This window comes from Nocardia sp. NPDC087230, from assembly GCF_044744725.1.
Classification (GTDB): Bacteria; Actinomycetota; Actinomycetes; order Mycobacteriales; family Mycobacteriaceae; genus Nocardia; species Nocardia canadensis.
On sequence record NZ_JBIUYV010000012.1, the window covers coordinates 55,258 to 79,475 of the forward strand.

Sequence of the window (24,218 nt, forward strand, 5' to 3'; positions counted from 1 at the left end):
GCTAGTGTCGAGAACATGCGAGCGAGCAGGTTGGTGCAGCTACTGCTCCTGTTGCAGGCCAAGGGCGGGGCGACCGCGACCGAGCTGGCGCGGGAGCTGGAGGTGTCGGTGCGCACCGTGTACCGCGATGTCGAGGCGCTCTCGGCGGCCGGGGTGCCGGTGTACAGCGAGCCGGGCCGCGGCGGCGGAGTGCGGCTGGTCGACGGATACCGGACCCGGCTCACCGGCCTCACCTCCGACGAGGCCGACGCCGTCCTGCTGGCCGGACTGCCCGGCGCCGCCGCCGACCTCGGTCTCGGCACCGTGCTGGCCACCGCCCAGCTCAAGATGCTGGCCGCGCTGCCGCCCGAACTGCGCGGTCGCGCCACCCGCATTGCCGAGCGCGTCCACATCGACATGCCCGGCTGGTTCCACCGCCCGGACGACACCCCCGCGCTGGCGGACGTCGCGGACGCGCTGTGGCACGACCGCCGCCTGGCGATCAGCTACCGGCGCCGCGACAAGATCGTCGAGCGCACGGTCGATCCGCTCGGCCTGGTCATGAAGGCGGGCACCTGGTACCTGGTCGCCCGCGAGGACACCGACATCCGCTCCTACCGCGCGAGCCGCATCGTCTCGGCCACGCCTACCGGCGAATCCTTCACCCGCCCTGCGGATTTCGATCTCACCGCGCACTGGGCGGCGGCGGCGGACGAGTTCGCCCGCTCCATCCTGCGCGTTCATGCGCGGTGCCGCGTCTCGGCCGACCATCTGAGCCTGCTGCGCTTGATGAACGACGCGGCCGCAGTCCGCGACGCACTGGCGTCGGCGAGCCCGCCGGACGACACCGGCTGGGTCGACATCACCATCCCCGGCGAGTCCTACGACATCCTCGCCCACGCCCTCCTCCCCCTCGGCGAACACCTCGAAGTCCTCGCCCCACCCGAACTCCGCACCGCGCTGGCCACCACGGCGGCCGCCATGCACGCGCGCTACCAAGCATCGATCTGAGACCCTCGTCGCCCCCGCATCGGCCACCGAATCGCGCTGACGCGAAGCACCCGAGCGAAGAAGGAGCGTGCGCGCGACGACATGGCGCGCCGCCCGCCGAGACCGAGCGCAGTCGACGCCCCGCTGTCCACGTAGCGCCGTCCGAACTCGATCGGCCGACGGCCGTGCGGCCGATCACGGGTGGTCGGGCCGGTCAGCACGTCCAGTCGAGAATCTCGCCCATCGCCCGCAGCGAAACGGAGGCGGGCGTGAGCCGCAACGCGGTGTCTCGCAGCGCGACCACAGGCGCCGCCGAGAGCTGGGCGACGGTGCCGATGCGGGCGGAGCGGGCGGCGATCATCCGGGTCCGGGGGCGGCGCTCCCGGTCGTAGCGGGTCAGGCCGTCGGGTTCGCCGGCCAGACGGGCCAGCACCACCGCGTCCTCGAGTGCCTGGCAGCCGCCTTGGCCGAGGTTCGGCGTCATCGCGTGGGCCGCGTCGCCGATCAGGGCGATGCGACCCGCGGTGAATGCCGGGAGTGCGGGGATGTCGTAGATGTCGTTGTGCAGCACCGTGTCCGCGTCGGCGGCGGCCAGCAGCGCGGGGATCGGGTGATGCCAGTCGGCGAAGCGGGCACGAACCTCGGCAAAGGTGCCCGGCGCGTGTTCGGGCGCGTTGTAGACGGCGAAGCAGTAGACGCGACCGTCGGCGAGCGGAGCCATCCCGAACCGCGCTCCGCGACCCCAGGTCTCACCGAACTCGGTCAGCCGCTCCGGCAGGTCGACCACGGCGCGCCAGGCGGTGTACCCGGCGTACCGGGCCCGCACCTCACCACAGACCGCGTGCCGGACCACGCTGTGGATACCGTCCGCGCCGACGACCAGATCCGCGCGCGACACCCCCGCGGAGTGGACCACCGTTCCGCCGGGCTCGGCCGCCGACACCGAGACGCCCGTCCGCACGGCGTCCCCGGGCAGCGCGTCGCGCAGGATGTCGAGCAGTGCGGCGCGGTGGATCATCACCGGAGCGCCGAAACGCTCGCGCAGGGTCGCCGCGTCGGTGCGCGAGAGCCGGCGGCCCCGCGCATCGCGAATTCCGGCCGAGACGTCCCCGATCGCCTGCGCCCGCACGACCGACCCGATGCCGAGCGCGTCGAGCGCGCGCAAAGCGTTGGACCACAACGAGATTCCCGAGCCGACCTCGGCGATCTCCGGCGCGCGTTCCAGCACCTCCACCGACCAGCCCCGCCGCGTCAACGCCAGCGCGGTGGCCAGTCCCCCGATTCCACCCCCGACGACGATTGCCGTGGACATCGCCTTCTCCCCTCGTTGCAGGTACCGGATCACCGTACTACTGCCGTAGTGACTTCGACTACCGATGTAGTGTTCATCACTACGGGTGTAGTCTCTCCGGGTGGCCACGAAACGCGAACAGATACTCGACGCCGCGATCGAGGTGCTGGGGACCCGGGGGCCGCGAGCACTCACCCACCGCGCGGCCGACGAAGCGGCGGGCGTCCCCAGCGGATCGGCGTCGAACTACTTCCGCACCCGCGAAGCGCTGCTGGTCGGGGTCGCCGAACGGCTCGAGGAACGCGACCGCACCGACTGGACGACGCTGAACCGCCTGCTCGGCCCCGCCACGATCGAGCACCTCGTCGAGGGCCTCGCCCTGTTCATCCTGCACGCCACCGGCCCCGATCGGACCCGCACCCTGGCCAGGTTCGCACTGTTCGGCGAGGCGCAGACGATGCCCGCACTGCACGCATCACTGCAGCGCGGGCATCACCGGCTCCGGGAATGGGCGATCGGGATGGCGGCGCAGGTCGGGATCGACCCCGGGGACACGTCGATCCTGGTCGACTATCTCGACGGAGTCGTCGTGCACCGGCTCGGCGGCGCGGGAACCGAGACCGATCCCCGCGCCGCGCTGCGCCGACTGGTCGGCGCCCTGACCGTCAGCTGACGACGGCGAACAGCACCGCCGCCACCGCGAAACTCACCACCGAGAGGATGGTCTCGAGGACGGTCCAGGTCTGCAACGTCTGCTTCACGGTCATGTTGAAGTACTTCGAGATGATCCAGAAGCCGCCGTCGTTGACGTGGCTGGCGATGATCGAGCCCGCCGCGATCGCCATGGCGATCAACGCGATCGACATCTGCGAGTAGCCCTGCTCGGTCACCAGGGGCGCGACGATGCCACCGGTGGTGACGATCGCGACCGTCGCCGACCCCTGGGCGATCCGCAGACCGCAGCTGATCAGGTAGGACAGCACGATCACCGGCAACCCGGCCGCGGACATGGTGTCGGCGAGCGCGGTGCCGATCCCGGTGGCGGAGATGACCTTGCCGAAGAAGGCGCCCGCGCCGACCACCAGCAGCACCATGCCCACCGGCTTGAGCGATTCGGCGGTGATGGTGCTCAGTTCCTGCACGGTCGAGCCGCGCCGGATACCGAGCAGATAGAACGCCACCAGCACGGTGATGAGCAGCGCGACCGCCGGCGTGCCGAAGAAGGTGAGGACCTGCAGCAGCGCCGAATCCTTGTCCAGCAGTTGGTAACCGAAGGTGGCGCCGAGGATCAGTACCAGCGGGATCGCGATGATCGACCCGATCAGGGCGACCGAGGGCGGCGACTTGGTCAGCACGGCCGTGCCGCCGGATCCGCCGACGGAATCGGCGCCGATGGCACCGTCGGCACCGTCGCCGGTGCCCGCGCCGGGCGGCTCGAGCGGCAGGAACTCGGCGGGCACGTCGACCTGCACGCGCTTTCCGATCCAGGTGCCCCACACGATGCCGGCGGCGAGGAAACCCGGGATGCCACAGACGAATCCCATCACGATCAGCCAGCCCAGGCTCACCCCGAGCAGACCGCCCAGCGCGACCGGACCGGGGTGCGGCGGCAGAAAGGCGTGCGTCATCGACAGACCGGCCAGCATCGGCATGGCGTAGAGCACCAGCGAGCGCCCGCCACGCTTGGCGGCGACGTAGACCAGCGGCGCGAGCACGAAGATGCCGATGTCGAAGAAGACGGGGATGCCGAAGATGAGGCCGAGCAGACCCATCGCGACGGGAGCGCCCTTCTCGCCGAAGGTCTTCAGCAGCTTGTCGGTGAGCACGTCGGCGCCACCGGATCGTTCGAGGATCGCGCCGAGCACGGTGCCCAGACCGATGATGACGGCGATGTGCCCGAGGATGCCGCCGAAGCCGGTTTCCAGCAGTGACTCACCGGCTTTCAGCGGTGTGCCGACGATCTGGGAAACCGGGAGTCCGGCGGCCAGTGCCAGCAACAGACCGGTCAGCAGCAGCGCGACGAACGGCTCCAGTTTGACCTTGATGATGGCGATGAGTAGCACGGCGATCGCGAGACCGCACAGCACCAGCAACCCGGGGGTGGTGGTGCGCAACCAGTCGACAGTGGCGCCCATGGGGATACCTCTCAATCAAGCGAATGGACGAAGCGAGCGGCCTTGGAGCCGATGTGGGACCAGCGCGAACTCGCGACGTCCAGCGGGGCGACCACTTCGGTGCCCGCGGTGACGGCGATCGCTCCCGCCCGCAGGAAATCGCGGGCGTTGTGGGAGTTGACGCCACCGGAGGGGATCAGGAACACGTGCGGGAACGGACCGAGCAGATCCTTCAGATAGGCGGGGCCGAGCGCGCGTGCCGGGAAGATCTTGACCGCGGCCGCACCCATCTCGACGGCCGCGAGCACCTCCGACGGGGTGAACGCACCCATCACGACCGGAATGCCGTGCGCGATGGCGACCTCGGCCACCTCGGGGCGCAGCGCGGGCGTCACCAGGAACTTCGCCCCCACCTCGATCGCGGCTTCGGCCTGATCGCGGGTGGTCACGGTGCCGACGCCGATCACGGCGGCGCTCACCGCCGAGGCCTTGCGCACGGCGTCGAGCACACCGAGGGTGGTGAAGGTGAGCTCGACCGCGCGGATGCCCGCACCGGCCAGGGCTTCGGCGAGCGCGACCGGGTCGGGGATGGCCGGTGCGCGCACCACGGTGAGCGCGCGGTCGGCGCGGATCACCGCCAGCGCTTCGGACGACGAGCTCTGCAGCGGGTTCATCGGGTCTCCTCTCGGGTGGCGTCCATCCGCAGCGCGCGACCGGCACGCACTCCGGTCGCGCTGCCGTTCTCCAGCGCGAATTCGCCGTTGACCAGCACATGCTGGATGCCACGTGCCTGTTGTCGGGGATGGTCGAAGGTCGCAGTGTCGTGGATCGTCGCCGGGTCGAAGACGACCAGGTCGGCGGCGTGCCCGGGACGGATCAGCCCGCGTTCGGCCAGTCGCAGCCGGGCGGCGGGCCTGCCGGTGAGGTGGTGCACACACTCCTCCAGCCCGAGCACGCCGAGCTCGCGGACGTAGCGGGACAGGTAGCGCGGGAAGGTACCCCAGGCGCGCGGGTGCGGCCGGGCGCCGACGAGCAGGCCGTCGCTGCCGCCCATGTGGCCCGCGTCGACCATGATCGCGCGCACGTTCTCCTCGTGGCCGACGTGCTGCAGGATCGTGGTCGCCAGCTGGTCGCGGCGCAACAGATCGAAGAAGACCTCGACCGGCGCCCGGTTCTCGTCGGCGGCGATCCGGTCGACGGTGCGTCCGACGTAGGCCGACAGCGCGTCGTCGCCGACGCCGCTGATCTGGATGGTCTCCCATTCGACGGTGACGCCGTGGCATCCGTCGGACCCGTGGACGTTCACGTCCGCGGTGATCCTCGCGCGTTCGGCGGGGTCGTCGAGCCGGGCCAGCGCGGCATCCGGCCCGCCCGACATCGCCCAGCTCGGCAGCAGCGCCGACAGCGTGGTCGAGCCGGGCAGGTAGGGATAGGTGTCGAGGGTGACGTCGCAGCCGTCGGCCCGGGCCCGGGCGACCAGCGCGAGGAATTCCGGTGCGCGGCCGCGGTTCACGCCGAAGTTCATCGTGGCGTGGGTCAGGTGCAGCGCGCAGCCGGTGGCCTTCGCCAGTCCCATCATCTCCGCGTAGGCCTCCAGCGCGCCGGCGCCGTAGGAGCGGGTGTGCGGGGCGTAGAAGCCGCCGTAGGAGGCGACGACCGCGCACAGCGCGGCGAGTTCGCCGGTGTCGGCGTACATGCCGGGGGTGTAGGTGAGCCCGCTGGACATGCCGACCGCGCCCTCGTCGAGGCTCTGGGCCAGCAGCGCGCACATCCGGTCGATCTCGGCGGTGGTGGCCGGACGCCGGTCGCTGCCGACGACGAGCAGGCGCAGCGTGCCCTGCGGCACCAGGTAGGCGGCATTGGGCGTGATGCCCTGATCGAGCCGGTCCAGGTACTCCCCGACCGTGCGCCAGGAGAAATCGAAGTCGGCTGGGTTGCCGTTCCACCCGGCGATCTGCTTGCGCACCACCGCGAGCGCGGCGTCGTCGATCGGGGCGTAGGACAGGCCGTCCTGGCCGATCACCTCGGTGGTGACGCCCTGGGTGATCTTCGGGAAGTGCTCGGGGTGGGTCAGCAGGTAGAGGTCCGAATGCGCGTGCATGTCGATGAATCCGGGGCTCAGCACCGAGCCAGGCCGCACCGCGATCACTCGCGCGGTGGTGGCATCGATCGATCCCGGCGCCGCCACCTCGGCGATGCGCCCGGCCCGGACCAGGACGTCGCCGCGGCGGTGCGGGTCGCCGGTGCCGTCGACGATGTCGATGTCGCGAAACAGCAAGTCGGTCATGGTCATCGGTCAGAAGAAGGTACGGATCAGGTCGACCACACGCGGGCGCTGCGCGGCGGCGTCGTCGATCACCGGGATGAGCCGCCACTTGTCGAACGCGGTGCACGGATGCGACAGCCCGAGCCGCACGATGCTGCCGACCGGCAGATCGGCGGCATCGGCGCCGGGCAGGCGCAGGAAGGTGTGCTGATCGTTGAGCGCGCTGACGTGCGCGCCCGCGGGCAGCGCCCCGCCGACCACCAGCTGCGGGACCGGCAGGCCCTCGTCGAAGGGGAAGTCGCGTTTGCCGCCGTCGAGCAGCGCCAGTTCCGGTTCCGGCCGGGAGACCACGCGGGCCCAGCCGTGCATCGCGGCCCGCAGGCCGGGGTCGACGGCGGGCGCGGCCAGCGGGGAGATGCCGGCGTAGAAGCCGTCGTCGTGGACGAGGTAGGCGCCGCTGCGCAGGACGACCGTGGTGGTCGCGTCGGCCAGTCCGGCCAGTTCCTCGACGACGAGTTCGGGATAGGCGCTGCCACCCGCGGTCACGATCGCCGGGCCGGGGTAGGCCCCGGCGGCGACGAGTTCGGTGTGCAGGGCGGCCAGTTCGCCGAGATAGCCGCGCACGGCGGCGATGCCCGCACTGCTGCGATCGTGGGCCAGCGCGCCCTCGTATCCCCCGACGCCGGCGAGCGCGAGCCGGTCACTGGCCCGCAGCGCGGCCGCGACGGCGTGCGCTTCGGCACGGGACCGCGCGCCGGTGCGCCCGTGCGGGCCGCCGAGTTCGACCAGCACCCGGACCCGCGGGCTGGGCGGGGTGTCGCGCAGGAGCTTGTCCATCAGTTCGACGGTGGCGACACTGTCGGCCCAGCAGTAGAACTCGAACCCGGCATCGCGCGCGGATTCGGCGGCGACCCAGGTCAGGGCGGCCGGATCGACGAGCGCGTTGGCCAGCATGATCCTCCCGACCCCGAACGAGCGCGCGAGCTGAGCCTGCCAGCCGGTGGCCAGCGTGATCGCCCAGGATCCCGCTGTGAGCTGGGCGCGCCAGAGCTGGGGCGCCATCGTGGTCTTGCCGTGCGGCGCCAGCGCGACGCCCGCGGCCGCGGTCCAGCGCGCCATCAGCGCGATGTTGTCCGCCAGCAGACCGCGGTCGAGGGTGAGCAGTGGCGTTTCCCAACGATCCAGTTCCGGTGCGTCCGCGAGGTATTCGCGCACGGTCCGACCCCAGGCCGCGGGCGGCACGCTCTTGTCGCGCGGGCCGATCGCCTCGTCGGCGAGCGCGTCCACGACGGCGTTGTCGATCGTCACAGCATCCCTTTCCGTCGATCGCCCGCGGGTTTCCCGGCCGGCCGGTCATATCGGGTAGACATTGCATAATGCGCAACGCTGGTTGCACTGAATGTTTCCGCTCGTTATTGTGCATCCCAGAGGCAGTGACCGCAACCACGGAAGGGCAGAAAAGGTGACCCAGGCAACATCAGCGCCACCCAGGGCGGTCACCGTGGGCGAGGGGTTGGCCGTGCTCGTGGCCCGGCCCGGCCCGCTGGAGCAGTCCCCGTCTTTCGACCGGAGCGCCGGCGGCGCCGAGGCCAATGTGGCCACCGTGCTCACCCAGCTCGGGGTCGCGGCGGCGTGGCTCTCGCGCGTGGGTGACGACGGCTTCGGCCGCTATCTGGTCGCGCAGCTGGCGAGCCAGGGGGTCGATGTCGGCGCGGTCGCCGTCGATCCGGGCCGGCCGACCGGCCTCTACGTCAAGGAGCGCGGCAGCGGGTCGGGCGCCACCCACGACCTGCCCGCCCACGCCAGCCGGATGCACTACTACCGCGCTGGGTCCGCCGCCAGCGCCCTGTCCCCCGCCGATCTCGCGACCCGGGCGGCGGCCGGCCTGCTCGACAGCACCGACCTGGTGCACTTCACCGGCATCACCCCGGCGCTGTCGGAGTCGGCGAACCAGTTGACCCGCACGTTGATCGCGCTGCCCCGGCGCGGGCGGCTGGTGAGCTTCGACCTGAATTACCGCCCGGCGCTGTGGGGTTCGCGGATCGCCGAGGCCGCCGACGAACTCGCCGCGCACGTCCGCGGCGCCGACGTGGCGCTGCTCGGCGCCGACGAGGCCGAGGAGATCTTCGGCACCGGCGATCCGGGCGCACTGCGCGCGCTGTTTCCCGAACCGGCCCAGCTGATCGTCAAGAACGACAAGCACACCGTCACCGGATTCGACGGCGACGCCGTCGTCGAGGTACCCGCGCTGGCACTCGAGATCACCGAGAGAATCGGCGCCGGTGACGCTTTCGCCGGCGGCTACCTCGCCGCGCTCCTGCACGAGGCGGATCTGCGCACCCGGCTGCGCTACGGCCACCTGTGTGCCGCCGCCGCCCTCACCGCCACCGGTGACGCGGCGAAAATTCCTCCGGTACACGACATTCGGCGACTCGCGCAGCTGCCGGCGGCGGCGTGGGCCGGGCTGCGCTATCCGGACGCACTGGATGGGACGATCAGGCCATGAGTCAAAGCGTGTCGCGGGCCCTGTCCATTCTCATCGCCCTCGGCGAGGACTCGCAGTCCCTCGACGAGCTGGCCGGGCGGCTCGGCGTGCACAAGTCCACGGTGCTGCGACTGCTCCAGACGATGCAGGCCGAGCGCTTCGTCGTGCGCGACAACGCCCACCGGTACTCGCTCGGCACCCGCATGTTCGAACTGGCCAGTCACGCGCTGGAGAACCGCGATGTCCGCACCGTGGCCCGGCCGCATCTGAGCGCGCTCGGCGCCGCCACCGGACAGACCGTCCACCTGGCCGCCTACGAATCCGGTGACGCCGTCTACATCGACAAGGTCGACGCCGAACAGGCCGTCCGGATGTACTCCCGGATCGGCCGACCCGCGCCGCTGCACTGCACGGCGGTCGGCAAGGTCCTGGTCGCGGCCCTGCCCCGGGCCGAGTGGCGCGCCGTCGCCGCGCGGCTGGACTACCACCCCTTCACCACCCGCACCCTGCGCACGCCCGAGCAGTATCTGGCCGAGCTGGAACTGGTCGCCGCGCAGGGCTATGCCGAGGACCACGAGGAACACGAGAGCTTCGTCAATTGCATCGGCGTGCCGGTGCGCGACGGAATCGGCGCGGTGGTGGCCGCCGTGTCGGTCTCGGTACCCGACGTGCTGCTCGACCACGATCAGGTGCTGGCGCTGTTGCCGCAGGTCAGGGCGACCGCCGACGCCATCTCCACCGAACTCGGCTGGGCCCCCCACCGAGACGTCACCGCGAGGAAAGGCTGAACTGCCATGGGTACCGACAAGTCCGAGAAGATCGCCGTGCGCACCGCCGACGCCCCCGCGCCCGCGCACACCTTCTCCCAGGGTGTCCGCAAGGGCCCGTTCGTGCAGGTCTCGGGCCAGGGACCCGTCGACCCGGAGACCAACGAGTACCTGCACCCCGGCGACGTCGCCGCCCAGACCACCCGCACGCTGATGAACGTCAAGGCCATCGTCGATGCCTCCGGCGCCACCTTCGACGACGTGGTGATGCTGCGCGTCTACCTCACCCGAAGGGAGGATTTCGCCGTCATGAACCAGGCGTATGGTGAATTCGTCACCAAGCACACGACCGGTGACGTGCTGCCGGCGCGGACCACCGTCTTCACCGGCTTGCCGCGGGCGGAGATGCTGGTCGAGATCGACGCCATCGCCGTCGTAACAGACTGAGCCACAGCGTTTCCGGTGATGTCTCCGACATCACGCAGCACCCCGTGTTGAGATGGGGCGGCCCCTGCGGGGGCTGTTCCGCCCGTTCTACCCGAGGATCCGCCATGTTCGCCAAGATCGCCCGCCCGCTCGCTGTCGCCGCACTCGCCCTGTCCGTGATCACCGTCGGCGCTGGTACCGCCTCGGCCGCCGCCGCCGAGCCCGTCGTCGGCTCGGTCGCCGTCTGCGTCGGTATCCCGGTCGGCCCGGTCACCGTCACCGTCTGCCTCTAGCGGCTAGCCCGAGTTGCGCAAGGCGGTGGCCAGTCCGTTCATGGTGAGCAGGATGCCCCGCTTCACCAGTTCGGAATCGTCACCGCCGCGCAGCCTGCGCAACAGATCCACCTGGAGCTGATTGAGCGGTTCCAGGTAGGGGAAGCGATTGTGGATCGATTCCGCCAGTGACGGGTTGTCGCTGAGCAGTTCCTCGTGGCCGGTCACGGCCAGGTACATGCGGATGGTGCGGGCGTGCTCGTCGCGGATCATCCCGAAGATCTGCGCGCGCAGCGCCGGATCCTCGACCAGGTCGGCGTAGCGGGCGGCGATGTCGAGATCGCTCTTGGCCATCACCTGCGCCAGGTTCGACAGCACCGTCCGGAAGAACGGCCAGCGCCGGTAGAGATCGGTGAGCCGGGCCAGCCGCTGCGGGTCCTCGCCGACCCAGTCCGCGAGCGCGGTGCCCGTGCCGTACCAGCCCGGCAGCATGACGCGCGCCTGGCTCCAGGCCATCACCCACGGGATCGCGCGCAGATCGGCCACCGAGTTGGTGGGTTTGCGCGAGGCCGGGCGGCTGCCGATATTGAGGTCGCCGACCTCGGCGACCGGGGTGGACTGCCGGAAGTACTCGACGAAGCCCGGCGTGTCGTGCACCAGCCGCCCGTAGGCGGCGCGGGCCCGGGCCGCCAGATCGTCGAGCAGTTCGTAGGCAGGCTCGGCGTCCTCGCCGAGGCCCTCCACGTCCAGCAGGGTCGATTCCAGGGTGCCGGCGATCAGCGACTCCAGATTGCGGTGGGCCGCGCCCTGTTCGGAGTACTTCGCGGCGATCACCTCGCCCTGTTCGGTCAGCCGCAGCGAGCCCTGCACCGCGCCAGCGGGCTGGGCCAGGATGGCGTCGTAACTGCGGCCGCCACCTCGGCCGACGGTGCCGCCGCGACCGTGGAACAGCCGCAAGCGGATGCCCGACTTGCGCGCCACCTCCACCAGATCCAGCTCCGCCCGGTACAGCGCCCAGTTCGCGGCCAGGTAGCCGCCGTCCTTGTTCGAATCCGAGTACCCGAGCATCACCTCCTGCCGCATCCCCGCCGCGGCGACCAGCTCGCGATACACCGGAACGTCCAGCACCGCCGCCAACGTCGCCGCGCCCGCGCCCAGGTCCTCGATGGTCTCGAACAGCGGGACGATGCCGACCGGGCTGCTCGGTGTGCCCTCGGCGGTGCCCGGATCCAGGATGCCCGCTTCCTTGAGCAACAGCGCCGCCTCGAGCATGTCGCTGACCGAGGTGCACATGCTGATGATGTAGTTCGGGATGGCGGCGGCGCCGAAGGTATCGATCACCTCTTTGCCCGCGCGCAGCACGCCCAGTTCCTTGGCGGCGAGCTCGCTCAGCTGCGCGTGCGGGCCGAGCAGCGGTCGGCGGGTGCGCAATTCGTTCGACAGCAGCTCCACGCGCTGCGCCTCGGACAGACTCGGGTAGTCGGCGTGCACGCCCGACCAGGCCAGCAGCTCGGTGACGACCTGCTCGTGCACCTCGGAGTTCTGCCGCAGGTCCAGGGCTTGCAGATGGAAGCCGAAGGTCTCGACGGCGTGGCGCAGCGCGGCGAGGCGGTCGTCGGCGAGCAGGGCGTCACCGCCGGCGCGCAGCGAGAGGTCGACCGCGTCGAGGTCGTCGAGGACCGCCTGCGGGGTGACGTACGGCGGGGCACCCGCGGCCAGACCGTTGTCGGGCAGCGTGCCCAGCGCCAGCTCGGCGGTGGCACTGAGCCGGGCCCGGATCGCGTGCAGCGCACGGCGGTACGGCTCGTCGGCGAAGACGGCCGGGTCGGGGTAGCCGGCCTCGGCGAGCGCGGCGACCGCCGGGCTCACCTGGACCAGCCGGGCCGACAGCGACAGCGTCTTCTCCAGTTCGACCAGCTCGTCCAGGTACCGGCCGAAGGCGTAGGCGGCGGCCTGCTGGGCCGCGGTGTGCACGACTTCCGCTGTCACGAACGGGTTTCCGTCCCGGTCGCCGCCGATCCACGAGCCGGGGCGCAGGATCGGGCGGGGCAGCAGGTCGGCCTCGGGCCAGCGCGAGCGCAGCGCGGCACGCACCTGCGCGTTGATCGCCGGGATGACGTCGTAGAGGGTCAGGTCGTAGTAGCGCAGGCCGACCGAGATCTCGTCCTGGATTCGCAGGCGCGCCAGGCGGATCAGCGCCGTGCGCCACAGCGTGAGGACTTCGCGACGGATCCGCAGTTCGGAATCGTCGAAGCCGGGGTCGCCGGGTTCGAGCCTGCGCCGCAGCCGCATCAGTTCGGTGATCTTGGCCTGCACGTCGAAGACGGTGCGCCTGCGGGTCTCGGTCGGATGCGCGGTGATCACCGGGGAGACCAGCGCGTCGGTGAGCAGCTCGGCCACCGTCGTGCCGTCGAGCGCGGCCGCGTCGAGCTTGGCGTAGGTGGCCGCCAGCGAGGAGTCCTGCGGCGGCTCGCCCGCCGAGACGTGCGCGGCGCGGCGCCGGTCGCGCTGGATGTCCTCGGCGAGATTGGCCAGCAGCACGAAGTAGCTGAATGCCCGGATCAGCGGAATCGCGGTCTCGGTGGGCGTGCCGTCGAGCATGTCGGCGACCGCGCTGCGTTCGACCTCCTCGCGACGCACCCGGAACGCCTCGGTGCGCACCCGCTCGATCAGGTCGAACACCTCCGGCCCTTCGTGGTCGCGGATGGTGTCACCCAGGATGCCGCCGAGAAACCGGATGTCCTCGCGCAGCGGCCGGGTGGCTTCCTGCTCCTGCACGATTCGCGATTCGCCCATGGAAAGACAGTATTGCCGCCGTCGCCGTCTCGCGACCCGGCGACGCGCCCCGCCCGGCCACGACGCCCGTGGTGCTCGGCCGCGCCGAGCACCACGCGGCCTCGATCAGCCCTTCCGGCGACCGGTGAAGCGGATCTGGTTGCCCCAGGGGTCGACGAAGGCGCAGTCGCGGCCGTACTGCTGGTCGACCGGGGGCTGGGCGACGGTGCCGCCGAGGTCTCGGATCCGGGTGAAGGTGGCGTCGACGTCGTCGGTGGCGAAGATGATCGTCGACTGCATCCCGCCGTCGAGCCGGGCCCCAGCGGCGGCGCGGCGGGCCTCGTCGGGCGCCATCTGCGGAACCTCGAGGACGAATTCGATGGTGGGCTGGCCGACCGGACCCACCGACAGCCAGCGCGCGTCGTCGACGAACGGCATATCGGTGCGGACCTCGAGGCCGATCACGTCCTCATAGAACGTCTTGGCCTCGTCCTGGTCGCCGACCAGCAGCATGACGTGGGTGAGCGCGAGATCTTCTCCGTGGCGCATGGGTGTCTCCTTCGATGCCGAGATCGTGTGCGTGCGGTTCAGCGTATCCAGCACCCCTACAGCGACCGGATGACCCGCGCCGGATTGCCCGCCGCGAACACCCGGTCGGGCAGGTCCCGGGTGACCACGCTGCCCGCGCCGACCACGACGTCGTCACCGATGGTCACCCCGGGGCACACGATCACCCCGCCGCCGAACCACGCGTTGTCACCGATCCGGATCGGTGCCGCGGATTCCCAACGCTGCCTGCGTTTTTCGTGGTCGTCCATCGGGTGCAGGGCGGTCAGCAGCTGACAGCGCGGCCCGATCGAGCAGTCGTCGCCGATGACGATCGGCGCGCAGTCGAGCAGGATCGCGTCGTAGTTGAGGAAGCTGTTCGAGCCGATCTCGACGAGATAGCCGTAGTCGCACTGGAACCGGGGCATGATCCACGATCCCTCGCCCAGTTTGCCCAGCAGGTCACCCAGCAACCGGGTGCGGCGCTCGGTCTCGTCGGGTCCGGTCCGGTTGAACTCGTCGCACAGCCGCTGCGCCCGCTGCCGTTCGCCCACCAGTTCCGGATCGCTGTCCTTGTACCACTGCCCGCTCAGCATCCGTTGCTTCTGCTCGCCCATGGCGGCGAGTGTAGGTGTGGTCGGTGTCGTGCCATTGCCTGCCGGGAGCCGGATCGTTAGCGTTGATCAGCATGGTGTCGATGACGCATCTCGCGTCCTTCGCGGGGTTGGCCTTGCTGCTCGTCGTGGTTCCGGGGCCGAGTGTGCTGTTCACGATCAGCCGGGCCCTCACGGTCGGCAGGCGGGCGGCGATACTGACCGTGGTCGGCAATTCGGCCGGGGTGTACGTGCAGGTCGTAGCGGTCGCGGTCGGGCTCGGCGCACTCGTGGCGACCTCGGTGGCGGTGTTCACGGCCGTCAAACTGGTCGGCGCGCTGTATCTGGTCTATCTGGGAATCCAGGCGATCCGGCACCGGAGCGACCTGGCCAGGGCGCTACAGCCCGGCCAGGCCGGGCCCGGCTATTCCACCGTCGCGGTGCTGCGTGACGGGTTCGTCGTCGGCTTCGCCAATCCGAAGACCATCGTGTTCCTGGCGGCGCTGCTGCCGCAGTTCGTCGATACCGCCCGCGGTGGCGTCCCGCAGCAGATGCTGGTGCTCGGCATCTGCATCCCGTTGTTCGGGCTGATCTTCGACACGCTGTGGGCGCTCGCGGCGGATTCCGTGCGCGGCTGGCTGGCCCGCACGCCGCGCCGGCTGGCCGCGGTCGGCGGCACCAGCGGGCTGATGATGATCGGACTCGGCACCTCGCTGGCCTTCACGGGGCGCAAGGACTGACCTCCGTGGATGCCGCGGCGTCGCCGCGAACGTAGGGTCGATGTCGTGACGACAGCGCGCACCCGACACAACTACACCGGTACCTCGGTCGCCGAGCGGCAGATCGAGCGCCGCGCGCTGTTCATCGAGGCGGGGCTGACCGTGTTCGCGGAGAAGTCGTACGCCAACAGTTCGCTGACCGACGTGTGCGCGGCGGCCGGACTGTCGCGGCGGCAGTTCTACGAGCAGTTCGCCGGACGCGAGGAACTCCTCGTCGCGGTCTACGACTCGGTGCAGGGCAAGGCCAGGGACGCGGTCGCCGCGGCGCTGGCCGCGGCCGACACCGACGACCTGCGCGCGCTCATCGACGCCGCCGTGCGCGCCTACACGAAGGCGATCACCGACGATATCCGCTGCGTCACCGTGGCTTTCGTGGAGATCGTCGGGGTGAGCCCCGCGATCGAGGCCCATCGCGCGCAGGTCCGCGACCAGTGGGGCGAGGTGGTCGCCGCGATCGCGCAGGGACGCGACGGGGTGCGGATACCGCCGGGTGGCTGGCGCGTCGCGATGGCCGCGTTCATCGGCGCCGTCAACGGCGCGGTGCATCAGTGGAGTCTGGACGACCCGCGCCCACCCGTGGACGAGCTCGTCGACGTGTTCTCCACGCTGCTCAATGCCTTGACCGCGGCCTAGTCACCCGACCGCTGATTGCGATCTACGCCACACCCGTGCCATAGTAGCCGTCATTGAGACGAAGGCGTCTCAATTCACGTGAGGACTGTGCACGATGAGATCTCCCTTCGCTCTGCGATGGATGGCCCTGGCCACGGGCGTACTCGCGGCCGCCACGGTCGTGGTGGCCGGACCGGTCGCGGCCGAACCGGCCGCCGTGGCCCCCGCCCCGGTGATTCCGCTCCCGCCCGAACTGGATCCGGGCTTCTACCTGCCGCCCGCCGAGGTCGTGGCGGCCACGGCGCCGGGCGCGATCATCGCCGCCCGGCAGGTGCGCATCGCCGATTTCGGCGTGCTGCCGATCGACGTCGACGCCTGGCAGGTGTCCTACCGCTCCAACAACAGCCGCGACGAGGCGATCCCCGCGGTCGCCACCGTGATCAAGCCGCGCGGCCAGGCGCCGCAACCGCGCAAGCTGCTCTCGGTGCAGCTCGCCGAGGACTCGACCGCGGGCTACTGCGCGCCCTCCTATGCGCTGCAACATCTTTCGGTGGCCCCACTGGCGGGCCAGATCGTCGTGCCCGCCGAGTTCCTGTTCGCCCAGGCCGCGCTGGCGCAGGGCTGGGCCGTCGTCGTTCCCGACCACCAGGGCCCGAATTCGGCGTACGCGGCCGGACCACTGGCCGGGCGGATCACCCTCGACGGCATTCGCGCGGCGACCTCCTTCGCACCGCTCGAGGTGGGGCCGACCGCACCGGTCGGGCTCTACGGCTACTCCGGCGGCTCGATCGCGACCGGTCACGCCGCCGAACTGAAGGCCACCTATGCCCCCGAACTGAACATCGTGGGCGCGGCCGAGGGCGGGGTGGGCGCCGATCTGGGCGCCGCGCTGAGCATGGCGAACAACCAGCTCACCTCGGGCCTGGTCTTCGCCGCGGTCCTCGGCCTCACCCGCGAGTACCCGGACTTCGCCGCCTATCTCGAGCAGCGGCTCGATCCACTCGGCAGGGGCCTGTCCGCGATCAAGTCGCCGCTGTGCGTGCAGTACCAGTCGGCGCTGCTGCCGTTCCTCAACCTGACCGGCATGATCGGCTCCGACGGCAACCCGCTGGACGACCCGCCGGTCGCGACGATGCTCGAGGCCACCCGCATGGGCAAGTCCACCCCCGATATGCCGATGTTCCTGTGGCACTCCGCGTGGGACGAGATCCTGCCGCTGGGCGCGACCGACACCTTGGTCGACACGTACTGCCGGGACCCGAAGGCCTCGGTCACCTACACCCGCGACCACGCCAGCGAGCACATCGTCGCCGAGGTGGTCGGCGGCCCCGCAGCGCTGCTGTGGCTGCGCGAGCGACTCGACGGCATCCCCGCCACCACCGGCTGCACCACCTCCGACGCGGGCACCATGGCCGCCACACCGGGCGCGCTCGACTTCCTCGGCGACACCCTCGCGGCGAAGTTCGCCACCCTCTTCGGCACGCCACTGGGCAGCCGCTGAACACCCGCCGGGGTGCGGCCGAGACCCGCACCCCGGCGAAACCTCTTGCGGCGAAGGAACCTTCGCCGACACTCCGCCCACCGACCAACTCGGCGATACATATTGACGTTCGATGTTGATTTGTATCATACTCGCCGAATTCGTCGCTCATGAGCAGGAGGTGCCCGGTGACCGACAACGCACGGGCCGCGCTGGAGATACTCCGCGATGCGGGTCAGTTCACGTGGTATGTCATTCCGCTCTTGCTGATGGTCATCTACATCTACGCGGTCGAGGTCGAGCGCCGGAACTGGAACGTACTGTTCGCCGGGCTGGCGCTGTGGGGCATGGACTGGTTCAACGAGATCTGGAACTCGCTGGTCTTCCACCTCACCGACCGTGCGCCGGTCTGGGGCGCGAGCGGGCCGACGGCGTATCAGATCCTGATCGGGCTCAATATCGAGATCTGCTTCATGTTCGCGATCATGGGCGTCGCGGCAGCGAAGATGCTGCCGCCCAGGCAGACCCGGATCTTCGGGCTGCCGAACCGGCCGGTGCTCATCGCGGTGAACTCCGCCGCCGCGGTCGGCGTCGAGGTGCTGCTGAACAAGGCGGGTGTGCTCACCTGGGATTGGTCGTGGTGGCAGCCGGGCTTCCCGTTCCTCATCTGGATCATCGGCTACGTGCCGTTCTTCGCCGTCTGCTTCTCCGTGTACGACCTGCCCAACGTGCGGACCAAGGCGCTGGTGGTCGGCACCATCTTCGGCATCGACGCGATCGCCCTGATCGCCTTCGGCGCGGCGGGGTGGCTGTGAGGCGCGGGCGCGCCGTCCGGCGTGGTGTGCTGCTCGCGACGGCCGGACTGGTATTCGCCGGGGTGACGACCCCCTCGGCGACGGTCGCCGATCCGGGCTGTCTGCCGGTCGGCACGGTCGGCACACCGGAGGTGACGGTCGACGAATCCACCGCCGGCCTGGCCGATCTCGCCCCCGCGACGGTCGCCCTGCCCGAGCAGGTGCACCTGCGCTCGACCACCGAGTCGTTCAACCGGCGCTGGAGCTTCGCCACCCGCGACGGCAACGTCTACGTGAAAGAGGCCACGGCCCTGGGTGGCTGGCGCACCGTGGCGCTGCCGGGCTGCCTGGCGGGCACGATCGCCGGCGTCTCGGCCGACGACGACGAGGTGATGCTGATCGACCACGACGGCCGGTTCATCACCATGGATCACGCGCTCAGCGCGCCCAGGGACTGGAATTGGAGCAGCCGCTACGGCACGCCACTGTGGACCGGGCCGGGCAACACCCTGCCGCCGGGGACGCTGACCTGGTCGTGGTCGGTGTTGTCCCCCACCGAGGACCACGTCTGGACCGACACGGCGGGCAACCAACATCCGGTCGGCGGGGCGAAGGTGTCGCACGTGTTCGCGCTGACCCACGGTGGTCAGCGGATCCAGTACGTCGATCCGTGGCTGCCGGTGGATCACAGCTACGAGATGGGCACGCCACTGGGCGGGCGCTTCCAGGCGGTGGCCCTGTCGACCAGCGCGTCGACCTCGCTGGTCGTCAACCGGTTCGGCGACTTCTACACGCGCCTCTACGATTTCGACATCTCCGGCGCGGACAAGGTGTTCTTCCGCTACTCCTACCAGGATCAGCGCGGGCTGCCCGAAGCGCCGGACATGCCGGCCGAACGTGTCGACAGCCGCTACGCCGCTATCCAGCTGCCCGCACCGGACTGGGTCGCCCAGCCGAAGGTGCCCGGCGAGATCACCGACCGCATCTCGGTGCACCGGACCGCGCCCGGGTCGGCCGCCCGCGAGCTGCGGGTCGAGGGGCGCGACGGCGGGCGCACCGGCTACTGGCGCAAGATGCTCAGCGATCCCGCGTGGAGCTTCGTGCCCACCGATCAGCCACTCGCCGGTGCGGCACTGCAGAACTCACCGGCGAATCGGTCCGGGGAGACACTGGGACCGCCGTCGCCGTACGACTATCAGGGCGCGTCCGCGCTGGGCTGGACCGCCCGGGTGCGCTCCTTCGACCAGGCCGTCTCCGCCACTCCCCTGCGCATCGACTTCGCCGACGGCACCGGGCTCGACCTCGTCCTGCACACCGTCGACGGGTTGCGTCAGACCCCGCAGCAGCCCGGCATCACCGGCCAACCGCGCGTCTTCGACGGCACCGTCGAGGTACCCCAGCGGCTGCTCGACACCCTCGACGCCCAGCCGGTCGCGGTGCGCGAGTTCGTCGGCAACGCCCTCGGCGGCCATCGCTTCACCGACACCTCGGTCGACGTCACCGACAGCCGATTCCACGTCGCGATGTGGGACCTCACCCTGCATCGACGCTGATGTCGCGGCACCGGGCGGCGGGTTCAGCTCACCTCCCGGTGCCGGGGCTGGACGCGATGCAGCAGGACCTGTTCGAGCAGGGCCACCAGGACGTCGCGCACGGAGTCGCGGTCGCGGGCGTCGCAGTCCAGGACCGGGATCCAGTCGTCGAGGCCCAGGGCCTCGCGGACCTCGGCGAGATCGAAATGGGTGGCGTCGTCGAAGCGGTTGACCACGACGACGAACGGGGTGTTGTGCTCCTCGAAGTAGTCCAGCACCGGGTAACAGTCCTCGACGCGGCCGGTGTCGACGACGATGACCGCGCCGAGCGCACCGTCGACCAGGTCGTCCCACAGGAACACGAAACGGTCCTGGCCCGGGGTGCCGAACAGGTAGAGGATCAGCGACTGGTCCAGCGTGATCCGGCCGAAGTCCAGCGCGACCGTGGTGGCGGTCTTGTCGGCGCGACGGCCCGGGTCGTCGACGCCGATCGACACCTCGGTCATCGACGCCTCGGTGACCAGCGGCTCGATCTCGGAGATCGCGCCGATGAAGGTGGTCTTGCCGACGCCGAAGCCGCCGCTGACCACGATCTTCACCGACGACGGCATCGCCGGTGCGGCGGTGCGGAATTCAGAGTGCCCGAACAAGATCCCTGATCCTCTCGATGGCGGCGGTCGACAGTTCCGGGGCGTCGCGGACCGACACGTGGCCCGCCGCGGCCAGGTCGCTGACGATCACCTTGGCGATGCCTACCGGAACCCGCAGGGCGGCACCGATTTCGGCGATGGAGTGCGGTCGCAGGCACAACTGCACGACGGTGCGTTCCTCGAACCGCAGCGGTGCCGACAGCGCGGACGGCGGTGCCTGAACGAGGGTTTCGATGCGCAGCCCGTCCAGCACCGGGACAGTGCGGCCCGCGGTGACCACGAACGGACGGACGAAGCGGTCGTCGACGTCGTCGCTGTCGGTGGGCGTCACCGGGACCGGCGGCGGCAACTGATCGCGCCAGCCGATGGGACGGTTCATCGGGATCATGCGCGGGTCGGGCAGCCGGGGACGATCGGGATCTCTCATCTGCGCAACGTCTCTCGCAGTTCACCGATGAGCCGTGGGTCGAGCAGCACGCCCGCGCGTTCGGCCAGCACCGCCATCTCGTAGCCGACCAGGCCCACGTCGCAGCCGCCGTCGGCGATCACGCCGAGGCAGCTGCCGTCGCCGAGCGCCGAGACCAGCAGGAAGCCGCGCTTCATCTCGATCATGATCAGCTTCAGGCCGTCGAAGTCGTAACTGCGCGAAGCACTGCGGGCGAGGCTGGCCAGGCCCGACACCATGGCCGCGAGCCGGTCGGCGCCGGTGCGGTCCAGGCCGTCGGACATGGCGATGAGCAGCCCGTCGGAGGACACGGCGACGGTGTCGCGCACCCCGTCGGTGTTGTGGACGAAGTTGCCGAGCAGCCAGTTGAAGGTGTGCGGGTCGGCGGTCGGTAGATGGGTGGTCACCGGGAGCTCCTGTGGTCGGGTCCGAACGGTCAGTGGGTCGGATCGTGCGGGGTGGGGCCGGGTCGGGTGTCGCCACCGCGTTCGTGGCCGGTGCGGAACGACGACAGCATGTTGCGCGTCTGGTCGGGGGTCCGGTCGGCGACCGGCGGCCGGTCCTGGCGGGTCACCGGTTCGCGGCGCGGACGGTCGGGCGAGCCGGTGATCTTGGCACGCTTGCTGCGCTTCACCAGTCCGTTGCGGGTGCGTTCGACGGCGGCGGGGCCGGTCGGGTCGACGGCCGACAGATCGTGCGCGGTCGGCGACGCGGTGTGCGCGGTCGCCGCGGAATCACCGTGGGCCGCGCCGTTTCGGCCGCGGTCGACGGTGGGTGTTTCCGGTGGGGTGCCGTTGCGGACCGGGTGCACGCCGGGCACCGGCGCCCGGCCGTTGCGCGCGCGGTCGGCGCCGGCCGATGGCGGTGCCACGCCGTTGCGCGCGCCGTTCGTGTCGGCCGGTGCCACGCCGTTGCGAGGGTGATCACCCGCCCCGGAGATCGCCGGGGCCGGATCGTTCGGCGAGCCGTGGCAGGCGATGGCATTGGTGGTGCTGCTGAGGAACTGCGCGTAGACCGAATCGCCGGGCGCGGCGGGAACGGAGTCGTCGGCCGCAGCGGATTCGGGGTCCCGGGTGTGCCGCGCCCGGCCGGGTGCGTCGAACTGCCGCGGCGCCGTCGCTCCGCTCATCGACTGTGCTCCGGAATCATCGTGTACGACAACGGCTCTGGCGACGTCGAGCGCGACCGCGGTGCCGTTGCGGCCGGGTGCCGCTCGGCCGGGCTCCGGCGCGGCGGAGCGGTTCCTGGCCTCGGCCGGTTCGGCCGGTCGGGCGCTGTCGTCGACGATAATGCTCGCGGGCAGCAGCAGACGGGCGACGATGCCGCTGACCGGGGAGGTGTTGAGTTCCACGTCGATGCCGAGGCGGCCCGCGAGCCGGCCGACCACGTAGTGACCGAGGTAGCGGGTGGAGGCGACGATGAAGTCCTGCTCCCCGCGCAGGCGCGCGTTGGCCTCGGCGAGCTGGTCGGCGGGCATGCCGACGCCGTGGTCGACGACCGCGAGCAGATACCCACCGGCCACCTTGCGGCCGTAGACCTCGACCTCGAGGTCGGGCGGGGAGAAGGCCAGCCCGTTCTCGATGAGTTCGGCCAGCACGTGGGCGAGTTCGCTGACCACCGCGCCGGCGATGGCGATGTCGTCGACCCGGCGCAACACCACGCGGCGATAGTCGTCGACCTCCGACAGGCCGGCCCGGATGACATCGGTGAGCGCGATCGGCTCGGCCCACCGGCGCGGGCTCGCCTCGCCGACGAGCACCAGCAGGCTTTCGGCGTTGCGCCGCATGCGGGTCGCGAGATGGTCGAGTTCGAACAGGTTCGACAGCGCCTTCGGATCGAGTTCCTCGCGCTCGAACTCGCTGATCAGCCCGAGCTGCCTGCGCACGAGGTTCTGATTGCGGCGAGCCAGATTGGCCATCGACTCGGTGGTGTTGCGCCGCACCAGGGCCTGTTCGGACGCCAGGTCGAAGGCGGTGGTCTGCACCCGGTCCAGCGCCCCGGCGACCGCGCCGATCTCGACGCCGGCGCCCGGCGGCGTGCGCACGGGCGCGGGTGGCTCGGGGCGCCTGTCGGCGGCACCGCGCCAGGCGGCGATCACCTCGGGCAGCCGACTCGACGCGACGTCGTCGGCCTCGGCGGCGAGCCGGGCCAGCGGCCGGACGATGGCCCGGATGCTCGCGAACACCAGCGCCACCTCGGCGGCGATCGCCAGCAGCGCGGCCAGCGCGAACCCGGCGAGGATCAGCGCGGCGTCGCGGCGCAGGTCCGCGGCGCGGGCGCGCACATCGTCGCCCACCGTCTGCTGCACGGCGCGCTGTGCGTCGATCACCTCGGTCATCCGCGACCACCAGACCGCCGGGTCGACGGGCTCGACCAGCGGACCCGCCGTCGAGGCGATCGCGACATTCTCCGATTCGGCTGCCCGCGTGGCGCTCTCCCCGGCCAGGACCGCGTCGAGCCGATCCCGCTGGACCGGGGTGGCGTCGCGGTCGAACTGGGTCAGCGCGGCGTTGCGGGCCGCGCGGATGTCGAGGAACTGCACGTACTCCCCCGCCGCGAACTCCCCGGCGGCGAACACCCCGTTGAGGAAGCCGCGTTCCCGCGCCGTGAACTCCTTCGCGTCACCGAGGGCGTAGAGCGCCTGCAGACCGTGGCGCACCGCCGGATCGCGGGCCTGGTCCAGACCCAGCGCCAGCCGGTTCATCGCGTCGATGCTGTCGGAGTAGAACTGGAAGGCCGCCTGCCGCGAGACCGTGCGGGTGTCGATCTGCGAGCGGACGCCGGGCAGTCCGGCCAGATGCCCCAGCGCCGAGCGCACCTCGCCCGCGCCGGGCGGATCGGCCTCGACGATGCCCGCCAGGTTCCGCAGGGCCGCGTCGGTGCCGGCCCGCTGGTCGGTGACCGGCTGCACGAGCCGCTGATCGCCGCCGAGCAGGCCGTTGCTCAGGCCACGTTCGCGCTGCACCTGATGCACCAGATCCTGGGCCGCCAACGCCACCGCGACCGCGTCCACCGTCTCGCCACTGCGCCGGTAGGCGCTGATCTGCCCGGCCATCGTCAGCCCGAGCAGGGCGAGCACCAGCACCAGCGAGACCGCCAGGATCCGGGCGAGCTGACCGGAGATGGTGCGCGGCCGGATCAGCCTGCCGCCCGCGGCCTGCCGACGGGAATGTGAACGCACCACCTGCTCCTTTGAAACACCGGCGGGTGGAATTCCCGGCGGCCCAGCGAAAGTCAGGTGCCAACTTGCACTGCCCGGCGAGCACGGTCAATCCGGGACGGCGTAAGAACGTGTTTCGTGCACTGATCTCAACATGCCGGAAATCAACGGGGCTTTCTGTGTCCGAAAGCTCACAGCCCCCACGGCAATTGCGTGACCGATCCGTCGAACGCGCGACACAGAGCGAGAAATTGCGGACGTG

23 protein-coding genes are annotated in these 24,218 nt (G+C 70.8%); 11 read left to right on the forward strand and 12 right to left on the reverse strand.

Annotation, left to right across the window (positions count from 1 at the left end; translation table 11 throughout):
* Positions 1-15: 15 nt before the first annotated feature.
* Entirely contained in the window at positions 16-990 is a 975-nt protein-coding gene (locus tag ACIO52_RS28680; protein WP_402648203.1) for a helix-turn-helix transcriptional regulator, read from the forward strand.
* Positions 991-1,183: 193 nt separating this feature from the next.
* Here the strand turns inward: ACIO52_RS28680 and ACIO52_RS28685 are convergent, their stop codons facing one another.
* On the reverse strand, positions 1,184-2,281 hold the full coding sequence (locus tag ACIO52_RS28685; RefSeq protein ID WP_316574105.1) for an FAD-dependent oxidoreductase: 1,098 nt from the start codon (positions 2,279-2,281) through the stop codon (positions 1,184-1,186).
* A gap of 100 nt (positions 2,282-2,381) precedes the next feature.
* Between ACIO52_RS28685 and ACIO52_RS28690 the strand changes: the two genes are divergently transcribed.
* On the forward strand, positions 2,382-2,933 hold the full coding sequence (locus ACIO52_RS28690; protein ID WP_218718179.1) for a TetR/AcrR family transcriptional regulator: 552 nt from the start codon (positions 2,382-2,384) through the stop codon (positions 2,931-2,933).
* On the opposite strand, the gene ACIO52_RS28695 is transcribed toward ACIO52_RS28690, so the two are convergent.
* The 4 genes from ACIO52_RS28695 to ACIO52_RS28710 are packed head-to-tail and all read right to left on the reverse strand — an operon-like array spanning position 2,926 to position 7,948.
* The gene (locus tag ACIO52_RS28695; RefSeq protein ID WP_218718180.1) at positions 2,926-4,395 is read right to left on the reverse strand and encodes a GntP family permease; all 1,470 of its coding nucleotides are present in this window, start codon (positions 4,393-4,395) and stop codon (positions 2,926-2,928) included. The two genes, ACIO52_RS28690 and ACIO52_RS28695, sit on opposite strands and share 8 nt — an antisense overlap.
* 11 nt (positions 4,396-4,406) lie before the next feature.
* Positions 4,407-5,048, reverse strand: coding sequence for a bifunctional 4-hydroxy-2-oxoglutarate aldolase/2-dehydro-3-deoxy-phosphogluconate aldolase (locus ACIO52_RS28700; RefSeq protein WP_218718181.1), 642 nt, complete (start codon positions 5,046-5,048; stop codon positions 4,407-4,409).
* On the reverse strand, positions 5,045-6,661 hold the full coding sequence (locus ACIO52_RS28705; protein WP_218718201.1) for an amidohydrolase family protein: 1,617 nt from the start codon (positions 6,659-6,661) through the stop codon (positions 5,045-5,047). The genes ACIO52_RS28700 and ACIO52_RS28705 overlap by 4 nt, the downstream gene beginning before the upstream one ends.
* 9 nt (positions 6,662-6,670) lie before the next feature.
* Positions 6,671-7,948 carry an amino acid deaminase gene (locus ACIO52_RS28710; RefSeq protein ID WP_402648209.1) on the reverse strand — a complete coding sequence of 426 codons (1,278 nt, stop codon included), beginning with the start codon at positions 7,946-7,948 and terminating at the stop codon, positions 6,671-6,673.
* A 193-nt stretch (positions 7,949-8,141) separates the two neighbouring features.
* Between ACIO52_RS28710 and ACIO52_RS28715 the strand changes: the two genes are divergently transcribed.
* The 4 genes from ACIO52_RS28715 to ACIO52_RS28730 all read left to right on the forward strand — a co-directional run bounded on the left by ACIO52_RS28715 (position 8,142) and on the right by ACIO52_RS28730 (position 10,611).
* Positions 8,142-9,146, forward strand: coding sequence for a sugar kinase (locus ACIO52_RS28715; protein WP_402648212.1), 1,005 nt, complete (start codon positions 8,142-8,144; stop codon positions 9,144-9,146).
* Positions 9,143-9,913 (forward strand): IclR family transcriptional regulator, encoded by a 771-nt coding sequence (locus ACIO52_RS28720; RefSeq protein ID WP_218718184.1) that lies wholly within the window; start codon positions 9,143-9,145, stop codon positions 9,911-9,913. The genes ACIO52_RS28715 and ACIO52_RS28720 overlap by 4 nt, the downstream gene beginning before the upstream one ends.
* Positions 9,914-9,919: 6 nt before the next feature.
* Complete coding sequence (locus tag ACIO52_RS28725; RefSeq protein ID WP_218718185.1) at positions 9,920-10,339, forward strand: RidA family protein; 420 nt, start codon at positions 9,920-9,922, stop codon at positions 10,337-10,339.
* A gap of 104 nt (positions 10,340-10,443) precedes the next feature.
* On the forward strand, positions 10,444-10,611 hold the full coding sequence (locus tag ACIO52_RS28730) for a hypothetical protein (RefSeq protein WP_218718186.1): 168 nt from the start codon (positions 10,444-10,446) through the stop codon (positions 10,609-10,611).
* Positions 10,612-10,614: 3 nt separating this feature from the next.
* Here the strand turns inward: ACIO52_RS28730 and ppc are convergent, their stop codons facing one another.
* The 3 genes from ppc to ACIO52_RS28745 form a co-directional block, all read right to left on the reverse strand.
* Positions 10,615-13,386 carry a phosphoenolpyruvate carboxylase gene (gene ppc, locus ACIO52_RS28735; RefSeq protein WP_402648216.1) on the reverse strand — a complete coding sequence of 924 codons (2,772 nt, stop codon included), beginning with the start codon at positions 13,384-13,386 and terminating at the stop codon, positions 10,615-10,617.
* A 105-nt stretch (positions 13,387-13,491) separates the two neighbouring features.
* Positions 13,492-13,914 carry a VOC family protein gene (locus ACIO52_RS28740; protein ID WP_402648219.1) on the reverse strand — a complete coding sequence of 141 codons (423 nt, stop codon included), beginning with the start codon at positions 13,912-13,914 and terminating at the stop codon, positions 13,492-13,494.
* A gap of 56 nt (positions 13,915-13,970) precedes the next feature.
* Positions 13,971-14,528, reverse strand: a complete 558-nt coding sequence (locus ACIO52_RS28745; RefSeq protein WP_218718189.1) for a sugar O-acetyltransferase — start codon at positions 14,526-14,528, stop codon at positions 13,971-13,973.
* 62 nt (positions 14,529-14,590) lie between these two features.
* Between ACIO52_RS28745 and ACIO52_RS28750 the strand changes: the two genes are divergently transcribed.
* The 5 genes from ACIO52_RS28750 (at position 14,591) to ACIO52_RS28770 (ending at position 19,722) form a co-directional block, all read left to right on the forward strand.
* On the forward strand, positions 14,591-15,244 hold the full coding sequence (locus ACIO52_RS28750; RefSeq protein ID WP_218718190.1) for a LysE family translocator: 654 nt from the start codon (positions 14,591-14,593) through the stop codon (positions 15,242-15,244).
* A 45-nt stretch (positions 15,245-15,289) separates the two neighbouring features.
* Complete coding sequence (locus ACIO52_RS28755) at positions 15,290-15,916, forward strand: TetR/AcrR family transcriptional regulator (RefSeq protein ID WP_218718191.1); 627 nt, start codon at positions 15,290-15,292, stop codon at positions 15,914-15,916.
* A gap of 94 nt (positions 15,917-16,010) precedes the next feature.
* Positions 16,011-17,396, forward strand: coding sequence for a lipase family protein (locus ACIO52_RS28760; protein WP_374104849.1), 1,386 nt, complete (start codon positions 16,011-16,013; stop codon positions 17,394-17,396).
* 167 nt (positions 17,397-17,563) lie between these two features.
* Positions 17,564-18,190, forward strand: coding sequence for a hypothetical protein (locus ACIO52_RS28765; RefSeq protein WP_402648224.1), 627 nt, complete (start codon positions 17,564-17,566; stop codon positions 18,188-18,190).
* Entirely contained in the window at positions 18,187-19,722 is a 1,536-nt protein-coding gene (locus tag ACIO52_RS28770; RefSeq protein ID WP_402648227.1) for a hypothetical protein, read from the forward strand. Before ACIO52_RS28765 ends, ACIO52_RS28770 begins: the two co-directional genes overlap by 4 nt.
* Positions 19,723-19,745: 23 nt before the next feature.
* Here the strand turns inward: ACIO52_RS28770 and ACIO52_RS28775 are convergent, their stop codons facing one another.
* Genes ACIO52_RS28775 through ACIO52_RS28790 form a run of 4 tightly spaced genes read right to left on the reverse strand, consistent with a single transcriptional unit; the run spans position 19,746 to position 23,977 of the window.
* Positions 19,746-20,291 carry an ATP/GTP-binding protein gene (locus ACIO52_RS28775; RefSeq protein WP_374104851.1) on the reverse strand — a complete coding sequence of 182 codons (546 nt, stop codon included), beginning with the start codon at positions 20,289-20,291 and terminating at the stop codon, positions 19,746-19,748.
* 43 nt (positions 20,292-20,334) lie between these two features.
* A complete protein-coding gene (locus ACIO52_RS28780; protein WP_255587641.1) occupies positions 20,335-20,778 on the reverse strand; it encodes a DUF742 domain-containing protein in 444 nt (147 codons plus the stop codon).
* Positions 20,775-21,203 (reverse strand): roadblock/LC7 domain-containing protein, encoded by a 429-nt coding sequence (locus ACIO52_RS28785; protein WP_402648231.1) that lies wholly within the window; start codon positions 21,201-21,203, stop codon positions 20,775-20,777. Before ACIO52_RS28785 ends, ACIO52_RS28780 begins: the two co-directional genes overlap by 4 nt.
* Positions 21,204-21,232: 29 nt before the next feature.
* Positions 21,233-23,977, reverse strand: a complete 2,745-nt coding sequence (locus tag ACIO52_RS28790) for a nitrate- and nitrite sensing domain-containing protein (RefSeq protein ID WP_402648234.1) — start codon at positions 23,975-23,977, stop codon at positions 21,233-21,235.
* Positions 23,978-24,218: the final 241 nt, after the last annotated feature.